14 protein-coding genes are annotated in these 11,761 nt (G+C 68.1%); 4 read left to right on the forward strand and 10 right to left on the reverse strand.

The genetic code is table 11. From position 1 onward, the window contains the following. The 4 genes from rfbA to rfbC form a co-directional block, all read right to left on the reverse strand. A partial coding sequence (rfbA, locus tag ACFDS6_RS06445) for a glucose-1-phosphate thymidylyltransferase RfbA (RefSeq protein ID WP_375271296.1) occupies positions 1-797 on the reverse strand: 797 nt, incomplete at its 3' end. Continuing rightward, positions 794-1,750 carry a dTDP-4-dehydrorhamnose reductase gene (rfbD, locus tag ACFDS6_RS06450; RefSeq protein WP_375271297.1) on the reverse strand — a complete coding sequence of 319 codons (957 nt, stop codon included), beginning with the start codon at positions 1,748-1,750 and terminating at the stop codon, positions 794-796. The genes rfbD and rfbA, both read right to left, overlap by 4 nt. Further along, positions 1,747-2,799 (reverse strand): dTDP-glucose 4,6-dehydratase, encoded by a 1,053-nt coding sequence (rfbB, locus tag ACFDS6_RS06455; protein ID WP_375271299.1) that lies wholly within the window; start codon positions 2,797-2,799, stop codon positions 1,747-1,749. Before rfbB ends, rfbD begins: the two co-directional genes overlap by 4 nt. 13 nt (positions 2,800-2,812) lie before the next feature. Then, positions 2,813-3,382, reverse strand: coding sequence for a dTDP-4-dehydrorhamnose 3,5-epimerase (rfbC, locus tag ACFDS6_RS06460; protein ID WP_375271300.1), 570 nt, complete (start codon positions 3,380-3,382; stop codon positions 2,813-2,815). Between the two features lie 213 nt (positions 3,383-3,595). Between rfbC and parA the strand changes: the two genes are divergently transcribed. The 3 genes from parA (at position 3,596) to ACFDS6_RS06475 (ending at position 5,463) form a co-directional block, all read left to right on the forward strand. Further along, positions 3,596-4,252: a ParA family partition ATPase gene (gene parA, locus ACFDS6_RS06465; RefSeq protein ID WP_375271302.1), complete on the forward strand. Its 657-nt coding sequence runs from the start codon at positions 3,596-3,598 to the stop codon at positions 4,250-4,252. Continuing rightward, on the forward strand, positions 4,249-4,542 hold the full coding sequence (locus ACFDS6_RS06470; RefSeq protein ID WP_375271303.1) for a ribbon-helix-helix domain-containing protein: 294 nt from the start codon (positions 4,249-4,251) through the stop codon (positions 4,540-4,542). Before parA ends, ACFDS6_RS06470 begins: the two co-directional genes overlap by 4 nt. An 84-nt stretch (positions 4,543-4,626) precedes the next feature. Then, positions 4,627-5,463, forward strand: coding sequence for an SGNH/GDSL hydrolase family protein (locus ACFDS6_RS06475; protein ID WP_375271304.1), 837 nt, complete (start codon positions 4,627-4,629; stop codon positions 5,461-5,463). Between the two features lie 290 nt (positions 5,464-5,753). On the opposite strand, the gene ACFDS6_RS06480 is transcribed toward ACFDS6_RS06475, so the two are convergent. From ACFDS6_RS06480 to ACFDS6_RS06490, 3 genes are all read right to left on the reverse strand, one after another. Beyond that, positions 5,754-5,903, reverse strand: coding sequence for a hypothetical protein (locus ACFDS6_RS06480; protein ID WP_375271305.1), 150 nt, complete (start codon positions 5,901-5,903; stop codon positions 5,754-5,756). 190 nt (positions 5,904-6,093) lie between these two features. Then, positions 6,094-6,495 carry a hypothetical protein gene (locus ACFDS6_RS06485; RefSeq protein WP_375271306.1) on the reverse strand — a complete coding sequence of 134 codons (402 nt, stop codon included), beginning with the start codon at positions 6,493-6,495 and terminating at the stop codon, positions 6,094-6,096. A gap of 160 nt (positions 6,496-6,655) precedes the next feature. Further along, on the reverse strand, positions 6,656-7,696 hold the full coding sequence (locus ACFDS6_RS06490) for a glycosyltransferase (RefSeq protein ID WP_375271307.1): 1,041 nt from the start codon (positions 7,694-7,696) through the stop codon (positions 6,656-6,658). A 171-nt stretch (positions 7,697-7,867) separates the two neighbouring features. On the opposite strand from ACFDS6_RS06490, the gene ACFDS6_RS06495 reads away from it, so the two are divergent. Next, a complete protein-coding gene (locus tag ACFDS6_RS06495) occupies positions 7,868-8,998 on the forward strand; it encodes an acyltransferase family protein (protein ID WP_375271327.1) in 1,131 nt (376 codons plus the stop codon). A gap of 9 nt (positions 8,999-9,007) precedes the next feature. Here ACFDS6_RS06495 and ACFDS6_RS06500 read toward each other — a convergent pair whose 3' ends face one another. The 3 genes from ACFDS6_RS06500 to ACFDS6_RS06510 form a co-directional block, all read right to left on the reverse strand. After that, positions 9,008-10,057 (reverse strand): family 43 glycosylhydrolase, encoded by a 1,050-nt coding sequence (locus tag ACFDS6_RS06500; RefSeq protein WP_375271308.1) that lies wholly within the window; start codon positions 10,055-10,057, stop codon positions 9,008-9,010. 23 nt (positions 10,058-10,080) lie between these two features. After that, a complete protein-coding gene (locus tag ACFDS6_RS06505; protein WP_375271309.1) occupies positions 10,081-11,076 on the reverse strand; it encodes a glycosyltransferase family 2 protein in 996 nt (331 codons plus the stop codon). Further along, positions 11,073-11,761, reverse strand: a 689-nt coding sequence (locus tag ACFDS6_RS06510; protein WP_375271310.1) for a UDP-galactopyranose mutase, incomplete at its 5' end; no start/stop codon positions are given. The genes ACFDS6_RS06510 and ACFDS6_RS06505, both read right to left, overlap by 4 nt.

Genomic DNA, 11,761 nt, shown 5'->3' on the forward strand with positions numbered 1-11,761 from the left:
GCTTGCTCAGCCGAGATGAAGCCCATCTCGAACGCGATCTCCTCCAGGCAGGCGATCTGGACGCCCTGGCGATGCTGGAGCGTGCGGACGAACTCGCCGGCTTCCAGCAAGGAATCGTGCGTGCCGGTGTCGAGCCAGGCGTAGCCGCGGCCCATCTGCTCGACGTAGAGGTCGCCGGCCTCCAGGTAGATGCGGTTCAGGTCGGTGATCTCGAGCTCGCCGCGCGCGCTAGGTTTCAGGTTGCGCGCGAACTCGACGACGCGGTTGTCGTAGAAGTAGAGCCCGGTGACCGCGTGGTTGGACTTGGGCTGCGCGGGCTTCTCCTCCAGGCTGACCGCTCGGCCGCCCTCGCCGAACTCGACCACGCCGTAGCGCTCGGGGTCCTCGACCTGGTAGGAGAAGACCGTCGCGCCGCCTTTACGCGCGACCGCGCTCTCCAGCAGGTCGGACAGATGCGCGCCGAAGAAGATGTTGTCGCCCAAGACCAGCGCGACGTCGTCGTCGCCGATGAAGTCCGCGCCGATCGTGAACGCTTGTGCTAGGCCATCGGGGCTCGGCTGCTCGGCGTAGCTGATCGAGATGCCGAAGGCGGCGCCGTCCGCGAACAGCCGGCGGTAGTTGTCGAGATATTCCGGCGACGAGATGATCAGCACGTCGCGGATGCCCGCGAGCATCAGCACGCTGAGCGGGTAATAGATCATCGGCTTGTCGTAGACCGGCAGCAGCTGCTTGTTGACGGCGAGCGTCGCCGGGTGGAGCCGCGTGCCCGAGCCGCCGGCGAGGATGATGCCCTTCACTTCACGTCTCCGATCAGGTCGTTCAGAATGTCGCCGAGCGCGTCCTGCCAGGGGCGGGGCGCGATGCCGTAGGCCGCGCTGATCGCGTGATGGCTGAGCAGCGAATTGGCCGGGCGCTTCGCCGGGGTGGGATATTCGGCGGTGGTGATGCCCGCGACCTCGGCCGAGGCACCGCCGCGCGCCGCGGACTGGCGGAAGATCTCGCGCGCGAAACCCGCCCAGGTGATCTCGCCCGCGTTGGAGAAGTGGAACGTGCCGGTGGGCGCGTGGGCGTCGGCGATCAGCCGGAGCGCAATCGTCTGGAGCGCCCGCGCGAGATCGGCCGCGCTGGTGGGCGAACCGCGCTGGTCGTCGACGACGCGCAAACTCGGGTTGGTCGCGGCGACGCGCAGCATCGTCTTAACGAAATTGTTGCCGTGCGCCGAGACGACCCAGGCGGTGCGGACGATCGCGTGGCGGGCTCCGCTCGTGCGCACCGCCAGCTCGCCGCCGAGCTTCGACGCGCCGTAGACGCCCAAGGGCGCGACCGCGTCGTCGACTTCCCACGCGCCCGCCTTGTCGCCGGCGAAGACGTAGTCGGTCGACACCTGGACCAGCGGGATGCCGGCTTGCGCGCACGCCTGGCCGAACGCCGCGGGCGCCATCGCGTTGACCGCCCAGGCGGTGACGAGATCGCTCTCCGCCTTGTCGACCGCGGTATAGGCCGCGCCGTTGATGACGGCCGCGAATGGCTGCCCGTCGTGCCCGGCCGCGACGCGCGCCTCAATCGCCGCGGTGTCGGTCAGGTCGAGGTCGGCGACGTCGATCGCCACCACCCGGACGCCCGCGGGCCAGGTGAGCCGCTGGAGCTCGGTGCCGAGCTGGCCGTTCGCGCCGGTGACCAGTATCGCGGCGGGGATGGCACCTATCGCCGTGTCGTCCTGTCGATCCGTCGACGTGTCGACAGCGCTCACGCCGCGACCCCGCGGCGCTCGGACGCCTTGGCCGCCACCAATGGTCGCCACCAATCCTCGTTGGCGAGGTACCATTCGACCGTCTTGCGGATGCCGCTCTCGAACGTTTCCTGCGGGTACCAGCCGAGCTCGTCGCCGATGCGGGATGCGTCGATCGCGTAGCGCTTGTCGTGACCGGGGCGGTCGGCGACCTCGCTCATCTGCTCGGCGTAAGGGCGGCCGTCGGCGCGCGGGCGCAGCTCGTCGAGGATCGAACACAGCGTGCGCACGACCTCGATGTTCTGCCGCTCGTTGTGCCCGCCGACGTTGTAGGTGCGCCCGACCTCGCCGCGCTCGAACACCGCCTGGAGCGCGCGGACGTGATCCTCGACGAACAGCCAGTCGCGCACCTGGTCGCCCTTGCCGTAGATCGGCAGCGCCTCGCCATCCAATGCCTTGGCGATCATCAGCGGGATCAGCTTCTCGGGGAAATGGTACGGCCCGTAATTGTTCGAGCAATTGGTGATCAGCACCGGCAGCCCGAAGGTGTGGCCCCAGGCGCTCACCAGATGGTCCGACCCCGCCTTGCTCGCCGAATAGGGCGAGCGCGGGTCGTAGGGCGTGTCCTCGGTGAACAGCCCCGTCTCGCCCAACGTCCCGTACACCTCGTCGGTCGAGATGTGGTGGAAGCGGAACGCCGCGCGCGCGTCCTCGTCCAGCCCCAGCCAGTAGCCGCGCGCCTCGGCGAGCATCGTGTAGGTGCCGACGACGTTGGTCTGGACGAACGCGCCGGGACCGTCGATCGAGCGGTCGACGTGGCTCTCCGCGGCCAGGTGCGTGATGACGTCCGGCTTGAACTCGGTGATCGCCGCGCGGACCGCATCGGCGTCGCAGATGTCGCCCTGCACGAAGCGGTAGCGGTTCGAGTCCGCGACGCGCTCCACGGTCGACAGCGTGCCCGCGTAGGTCAGCTTGTCGAAGTTGAGCACCTCGTGCTCGGTGTGCCCGATCAGGTGACGGACGAGTGCCGAGCCGATGAAGCCGGCCCCGCCGGTGACGAAGATACGCATCGAATACTATCCTTCAGGCGAGGGGTGCGAGGGGCACGCCGTCATAGGCGAACGGGCTGTCGAAGTCGGCGAGCGCGGGCAAACCCGTGTCCTTGACGCTGAGTTCGGGCGCGGTGCCCGCGGGCATCGGCCAGTCGATCCCGACGCTGTCCCAGCGGATGCCGCCATCGGCTTGCGGCGCGTAGGTGTCCGAGCATTTGTAGGTCACCTCGCAGTCGGGCTCGAGCGTGACGAAGCCGTGCGCGAAGCCGATGGGGATGAACAGCTGATGCCCGTTCTCCGCGCTGAGCTCCGCGCCGACCCACTGGCCGTAGGTCGGCGAGCCGCGGCGCACGTCGACCGCGACGTCCCAGATGCGCCCCCGCACGCAGCGCACGAGCTTGTCCTGCCCGTGGGGCGGCGTCTGAAAATGCAGCCCGCGCAGCGTGTAGGCCGGCACCGACAGCGAGTGATTGTCCTGCACGAAGGTGCAGGTGATGCCGAGCTTCGCGAAGGCGGGGACCGAATACACCTCGGTGAACCAGCCGCGGGCGTCGCCGAAACGGCGGGGCTTGATGAGTTGGACGGGGGGTTGGGCGGACAAACCTGACCTCGCTGACGCTACGAACCGGGCGCGTATAGCCATGGTGGCGCGGCAACGGATACAGAAAATGGACATCGACATGTCGACACGGGACGCGGCCGCGGATCGGGCACGACGCCGCACGATGTGGATTGCCGTTCCCCGCGCGGTCGGGCAAGACACGACACGTCGACCGGTCGCGTCGCACACATGTATACACGTAGAAAGGTCGGCATGGCGACAATAGCGGTGATCAGCCAGAAGGGCGGGGCGGGCAAGACCACGCTGGCGCTCAACCTGGCCGTGGCCGCGCACGCGGCCGGGCGCGTGTCGCTGGTGTTCGACACCGACCCGCAGGCGACCGCGAGCCAATGGGCGGCGTGGCGCCAGGATCGCCCGCCCGAGGTGATCGACAGCCCGCCGCCGCGGCTCGCCGCCAAGGTCTCCGCCGCGCGCGGGCAGGGCGCCGAGCTGATCGTGGTCGACACGCCGCCCCACGCCGACAGCGCCGCGCGCGCCGCGGTGGAGATCGCCGACCTGGTGCTGATCCCGTGCCGGCCGAGTGCGTTCGACCTGTCCGCGATCCAGACCACTGCCAAGCTCGTCCAGCTGCTGCGCCGCCCCGCGTTCGTCGTCTTCACCGCGGGCGCCCCCAACGCGCCGCGCGTCTACGCCGAGGCGGGCGAGCTGGTCGCCTCCTACGGCACGCCCGCCTGCCCGGTGATCGTGCCCGACCGCGCCGCCTATCGCCACGCCAGCGCCGAGGGGTTGAGCGTGCTGGAAACCGAACCCGCTGGCCGCGCGGCGCAGGACATCACCCAACTCTACGACTGGATGTGTGGACAGGTCGGCCTGTCGACACGTCGAGCAGCACGAAAGGCGCGTTCATGAGCCGCAAGCCCTCCTTCGCCAACCTGCGCGAGCGCGCGCCCGCGCCGCCTGCGCCCGCTCCAGCCCCGGCTGCATCCGCGTCCGCGTCGCTCCCGCCCGGCGAGGGCGAGCCGCCGCGCGGCCCCGCCAGCCGGCAGGGACGCAAGCAGATCGCGGGCTTCTTCTCCCCCGAAATGTCGTTCGCGATGCACATGCTCGCCAGGCGCCAGGGCCGCAGCCTCCAGGCGCTGATGGCGGAAGCGTTCAACGACGTGCTGCGCAAGCACGGCGAGAGCCCGATCGGCGACTGACGAGCCGGGCACGCGCGCGTCCCCCGCGCGCCCGACGAACCACGCGCGCCGTGCCGCGGCGCCCCACCCCAAGGAGCGACCCCGATGACCGCACTGCTCGCTTTCACCGCCGACCTCCGTGCTCGCCGTTCCGGCCGCCGCGCCCGCGGGCAGGGCGGTGCGGCGCTGGCGGCGCTCGCACTCGTGCTCGCCGGGTGCAGCGCGTCGAGCCCGGACGAGGCGGCCGCGATCTCGGCCGCGGCGCGCATGGGCAATGCGACGCTGCCCGCACCCGCGGCGCGCGCCAAGCCCATACCGATGAAGGGCGAGGCCACCCAGGGCGTGCTGGTGCAGGCGGGCGACAGCATCGGGGTCGGGCTGGGCGCCGATGACTGGGCCGCGATCGAGCATCTGGGGCTGCCGCCCGGCATCAAGGTCCGCAACGTCAGCGTCAGCGGGCAGTGGATGCTGACCGGGCTTGGCGAGCGCGACAAGAATTTGTTTCCCAACCGCGATCCGAACCACGCCTCGGTGCTGCTGATCGAGCAGGGCACCAACGACCTGATGGGCGGCAACAGCGCGGATTACCTGTACCAGAACATCCTGCGCCCGTTCGTCGCGAAGGCGCAGGAAGCCGGCTTCTACGTCGCGGTGAACACCATCCTGCCGCGCGCCGACGACGGCTGGATGTCCGATCCGCAGCACGAGCGCGAGCGCGTCGACTACAACAAGCTGGTGCGCGCCAACGCGGTCGGCGCCGACACGGTGATCGACGTGGCGAGCGACCCCGAGATCGGCGACCGCGTCGACCCCGCATTGTCGCCGCTGTTCGCCGACCGCATCCACCCCAACCGCCAGGGGCAGGAGCGGCTGGCGAAGATCTACGCCGCGCCGATCAAGCTGATGCTGCGCTATCCCCCGCGCGCACCGGCGGGGGTGTAGGCGACGGGCAGCGCTTGCGCGATGATCGGCGGGGAAGGGCGATTGTCCGCTCTCGCCCGATTGCGGATATTCGGGAACATGCTAGCCTTAACGCATGTCAGGAAGCTACGAGTGGTACCCGCGAGCACCGAGTGAGTTCGAGAACGCCGCTTGGCTCGCCACTCTAGCGGTTTATGGAACGGTAGCCTTTTGCATGTCGGCTGATGTGCGTGCGATCGAAGAATACGGCTGGATCATTCTTCTGGTGAACGTTTGTATCCAGCTACTTTTGCTTTGGCGTGGTCCTAAGCTCAGATATCGATGAACAGAACGAGCGGAAAGTGTCTCTGAATGTCCAACCGCTTGCCGCTTCTCGCAGCCGCTACCTTCGCGCTGTTCGTCGGCTGCTGTTTCTTGATGTCAACTGCCTCTGAATGGATTTCACGTTCAGAGGTGGCCACCTACGCATTCCTCGGGCTCACTGCCTTTTCGATGTTCGGTTGGCCGATCTTCTTGATATGGAGCGTGCAGCAACGTTGGAGACGTCGACAGACGACACGCATCAGCGTCCGCTAACCACCAAACAACATTCGCGCCGCCACTCGACGAACGTCCGCTCTCGCCCAGTTGCGGACGTTTCGTAGAGGCGTTTTATCGCCCCTCGACGCACCCAGTCAGACCCCGCACAATGTCGGCAATTTCTGGGTCGGTGAACTCCGAGACCGGATCGGCGTGGGGCTTGCTATGATGCTCGCCCGCGTCGAAAGCTAGGTATACGCGCCAGAAAAGCTCCGGCCAAACGCGCGATGGCTTGTTCACTTGTTTGATTATCATCGACCCATAGAGATCGTTGACTACCCGATCGCAAAACTCGAATGAGTAGCGTCGTACGTGGTAGCCGCGTGCCAGCTCAGCACCAATTTCGTCATAGAGCCGCTGCTCGTTCTCGCATGATCCTGCCGCCCACCGCAGGATATCTCCGTCTGAAGGCGATCGGTTATGCTCTGTGTAGCCGTGCTCAATTTCGGCAAGGATGTCAGCTACACGGAACATGCGATTACATGTGCCTGACGGAACGTCCGCTTTCCATCATTGCAAACACCATTCGGCGAGGGCGCTAAACCGGGCAAGGGGCTGTCCTACACGGCGCCGGCAGGGCAGGGGCGGCGTGCTGTTTCTCGCCGTCGCATCATCGTCGGCGCGTGCGCCCGCGTCAGGGCAGGCGGTAGCGCGGGTTGATCGACAGGCGGCCGGCCTGCGCGTCGGCCACTGCCTCGCGGACCAGCGCGTAGCGTTCCGGGTGGCCGGCGCGGCGCGCGTAGTGGCGGATCAGCCCCAGGTAGACCATCCGGTTGAGCGCGAACATCGCGCGGTTGCGCGTGCGCAGGTTCGCCTCGAACCAGGCCGCGTTGCGCGTCGCGTAATAGGTGCGGAATGCGCTTCCCCCCGCCACCAGCCCGCTGAAGCGGTTGGACAGCTGCACGGTCGGGTTCCACGATTCCTCCAGGTCCTCGATCCGCGCGGCGGTGACGACCACGATCCGCCCGCCCGCGCGCGTCACGCGCCACATCCACTCGATATCGTCGCCGTACTGGTAGAAATCGAGCAGCGGCAGCCCGACGCGCGCCACCAGCGAGCGGTGGAACATCGCCCCGCCGTACGGCGTCACGTCGACGCGCACGCGCGCGGGCGCCTGTCCCGACGGGCGACCCCAGCGCGTGCGGCGCCAGAATTTATAGGCGAGATCGCGGACGTGGAAGCCGCCGAAACTGTCCCAGCGGATCTTTAGGTGGCGCTCGGGCACGCCCGCCAGCACGTCGGCGTGATGCTCGTCGCGCACCGCGCTCACCACCAGCCGGTCGGCGCCGACCGTCTCCTGTTCGGCGTGCCACGCGTCCAGCAGCGCGGAAAGGCTGCCCGCAGTCGGGCGATTGTCGTCGTCCATCAGCCAGATCAGCCCGGCTCCCAGTTCCACCGCGCGCTCCATGCCGCGCGCGTAGCCGAGCGCGCAGCCCTGGTTGCCTCCCATGTCGACCACGTCGACGAAATCGCCGAACCGCGCCGCCAGCGCCTGCGCGACCGGACCCTTGGCGCCCCAGTCGGACCCGTTGTCGATCACCACGGCGCGCGCCACGCCCTCGTCGCGCAGCCGCTCCAGCACCGCTTCGAGCATCGCGGAGCGGTCGCGATAGGTGGCGAGCACCGCGAAAACGCGCGGCGCGGGATCATTGGGGGAGGGAAGGGGCTGGCTCATCGCGCCCACATGATCGCGCGCGCGGCCGGGCACAAGCAGCGCGGGCGCGGCGGTGCCGTTCGCGTGGTCGGTCGCCGCGCGGGGGGTGAGGGGTGGTTCAGCGGGATGCTTGAGCGGGGTGCCGGCATCGCCTAGGCGCATCGGGTCAGCCGAAGGTGGGTCTTGCGTACGATGTCGTTGAAGCAGTTGCTGACGCTGAAACTCGAGTCCGATCGCATGATCTACCTCGACCTGCTGCGGATCGTGTCGTCGTACATGATCATCGTGTACCATTTCCAGCAGCAGCTCGACCTGGGACCCTGGGCGAGCGAGGCGCTGCGCGTGCGGCTCGAAGGGTTCGCGCTGGGCGTCGACCTGTTCTTCTTCCTGTCCGGCTTCGTGATCGCGTCGGTCTATGCCGGGCGCATCGCGGGTTTCGGCGATTTCCGCCAGTTCATGGCCAAGCGCGTCGCGCGGCTGGCGCCGCTCCACTGGGGGACGTTCGCGATCTTCGCGGTGTTCGGCGTGCTGAACGCGGCGGGGCACCTGCCGAGCAACCATCCCGAGATCTACGACACGCACTGCGCCCTGCCCAACCTGCTGCTGCTCCACGCCTTCGGCGTCTGCTCGACGCTGACCTTCAACTACGTCAGCTGGTCGATCAGCGCGGAGATGGGCATGTACCTGCTGTTCCCGCTGCTCGCCGTGATCGTCGCGCGGCGCTGGCTGGGGCTGCCGTTCGCGCTCGCGATCATCGCAGGCCTGACCTGGATGTCCGCGCGCAGCGGCGGGTCGTGGTTGGAATGGACGTTCAACGGGGGCGTGGTGCGCGCGCTGCCCACGTTCATGCTCGGCATGGTCAGCTTCGGTTACCGCTCCAGCCTGGCGCGGCTGCCGCGAGCGGCGTGGTGGCTGGGGTTCGTCTGCCTGGTGTTCATCGCCGGCTGCATGCTGTCATGGCCCAAGCTGTGGCTGCTCCCGATCGTCTACGCGGTCGCGCTGCTGGGGATCGCGGCGTCCGAGCAGCCGTCGTCGCGCTGGGTGCGCCGCCTGGCGCCGCTCGGGCAGCTCACCTACTCGCTCTACATGCTCCACCCGCTGGTGCAGGCGGTGGTGCTGACCGGGATCGGCGCGACGCTGCTGCGGTTCAGCGGCACGTCGCTGAACCTGTTCGTGCTTTTCGGGGCGTTCCTGATGCTGCCGATCGCCTGGGCGTCGCTGGTGCTGTTCGAACGCCCGGCGCGGCGCTGGCTGACCAGGGCGATGGGCGCGCAGGGCGGACGGCCCGAACCCGCGACGTTCACCCCGGACTCGCGCTGGTAGCGTCGCGGGCTAGCGCGCGCCCGCCGATCCGCCCGCTTGCCCGCTGGGCGGGGCGAGCCGGTCGTTCTTGCCCGAGGGTTGTACGAACCGCGGCCGGCCGTCAGGGCCGAAGCGGAACGGCTCGATCCACACCCCGCGCCCGGAAGTGCAGCCCTGGCTCGGCCCCGGATTGGCGTGGAACACCATCCAGTGCTGGCGGCCGTCGGGCGAGGTGAAGAAGCCGTTGTGCCCGGTGCCGAACACCGACACGTTGTCGGCGCGGGTGACGACGGGGCGCGGTGCCTTGGTCCACGCCTTGGGATCGAGCGGGTCGGCGCCCGGCTTCGCCGACAGCAATCCGATCGCGTAATCGTCGCTGGTGCAGGCACTCGCCGAATAGGTCAGGAACAGGTCGCCCCTGGGCCCCAGCAGGAACTCGGGCGCCTCGTTGATCGGGTAGATCGCCTTTTCCCAGTCATAGGTCGGTTTGGCGATCACCACCTCGCGCGCCGACAGCGTCCACGGATTGCTCATCGGCGCGATCGCCAGGTGGCTCTCCGAGCCGAGCTGGAGCGAGTAAACGAAGTAACCCTTGTTTCGGTACACGAACACGGTTCCGTCGATCGCGGAGAAGTGCGTGTTGACGCGCCCGCGATCGATCCAGCGGCCCCGGGTGGGGTCGGGGCCGCTATTCTCCAGCACGAAGACGCCGCGGTGCAGGTTGTCGTCGTGGATGCTGCTGGCGGCGGTATAATAAATGAACCATTTGCCGCCCAGGCGGTGCAGTTCGGGCGCCCAGATCGAGCGCGCGTTGCGGCCGATCTTCGGCGGTGTCCAGACGGTGACCTCGGGCGCCGACGACACGCGGGTGATGTCGGTCGTCTTGCGGATCGTCAGACGGTCGCCCTTGGTGACCATCAGGTAATAGGTCTTACCCTGGCGCACGATCCACGGATCGGGGCCGGAGGCGAGCACGGGATTGGTGAAGCCGGCGGGATTCGCCGCGCACACCGCGCCGGTCAGGGCGAGCAGCGCGGCGCCGAGCAACACCTTGAGCGGGCGTGAAGGATAACGGGTCACGCCCAATTGCTATGGCATCGCGACTATCGCTTCAACAACTGCTTGGGCTTGTCGTTCCTGAACCGGCCCGTCAGCCCGTCGATCAGCGCCGCGTTCCAGAAGCCGATCCGCCGCCATTTCTGGTCGTCGTACGCCACCACTTCCGCCAGCTGGCGCACGTGACGCTTGGCCAGGCGGAGATAATCCACCGGCTTGCCGCCGCGCTTGGTCAGCCAGGTGATGTTGCGATACCCGTAATAGGCCAGCCAGAGATTGTCATATTTCGGCCGCTGCGCAGCGGTCCCCATGAAGGTACGCGTCTCGTAGCGGTTGTTGTTGCGCGCTTCCTTGTGCGCGATCTTGGCGTCCATCACCAGCAGGGTAGGGCCGACCCGGCGCGCGCGCTGGACGTACTCGTAATCGTCGTAGTGGATGAAGAAGTCGTGGATCGGCAGCCCGATCGCATCGATCGTGGAACGCGGGAACAGCGGCCCGACGAACGAGCAGTGCGTGATCTCCACCGCGTCGCGGCCCGCGGTCTCGGCGCGCTCCAGCGGGCGCACCACGCCCTCGATTTGGCCGTCGACGCGCATGCCGCGGTGCGGCTCGATGTACTCGTCCTGCCACGCGGCGTCGGTCACCATCGGGGCGAGCGCGGACACGCCGGTGCGCCCGAAGTACGGCACCATCTTCTCCAGCGCGTCGACCGCCGGCTCGGCGTCGTCGTCCATCAGCCACAGCCAATCGTGGCCCTCGTCGTACGCTGCCTTGGTGCCGGCGTGGAAGCCGCCCGCCCCGCCGCTGTTGTGCTCCAGCCTGAGGTAGCGCACGCCCGGCGCGTCGATCAGCCCTTCCTCGCGCAGCAGCTCAGGCGTTCCGTCGGTGCTGGCATTGTCGACCACCAGGATGCGCTGCAAGGCACGCGTCTGCGCGAGCAGCGCGCGCAGGCATTCCACCAGCAGCACCTTGCGATTGAAGGTCACGACGACCGCGGCGACGCTGGGTTCGCCCGCCGTGCTGCTGGTGGGGGCAGGGGTCATGCCGCGACCGGCGCCTTCTTCAGCAACCCGTCCGCGGTCGCGAGTGCGGCCGCGACCACCTGGTCCATGTTGTAGTAACGGTATTGCGCCAGCCGTCCGACGAAGGTCACGTCGGTTTCCGCGTCGGCGAGCGCCTGGTAACGCTTGAACAGCGCCTCGTTCTCGGGCCGCGGGATCGGGTAGAAGGGATCGCCCTCGGCCTGCGGATATTCGCGCACGACCGAGGTGCCGGGCGCCTTCTGACCGGTCAGGTGCTTGAACTCTGTGGTGCGGGTATAGTCGTGCGTGTTGGGGAAGTTGACCGTGCCGACCGACTGCACCTGATCCTCGTCGAGATGCTCGTGGCGGAACTCGAGCGAGCGGTACGGCAGCTTGCCGAACTTGTTGTCGTAGAAGGCATCGACCGGGCCGGAATAGACCATGTGGCGGTATTCGACGCTCTCCTTGACGTCGGCCAGGTCAACGCCGACGCGCACCTCGATGTTGGGATGGTCGAGCATCGCCTCGAACATCTTGGTGTAGCCGTTCACGGGCATGAACTGGAACGTGTCGGCGAAGTAGCGATCGTCGTCGTTGGTGCGCGTCGGGATGCGCGCAGCGACCCCCGCCGACAGCTCCGACAGGTCGAGGCCCCATTGCTTGGCGGTGTAGCCGCGGAAGAACTTGTCGCACAGGTCCGGGCCGA

Origin of the sequence: Sphingomonas sp. (assembly GCF_042095875.1) — a bacterium.
Classification (GTDB): Bacteria; Pseudomonadota; Alphaproteobacteria; order Sphingomonadales; family Sphingomonadaceae; genus Sphingomonas.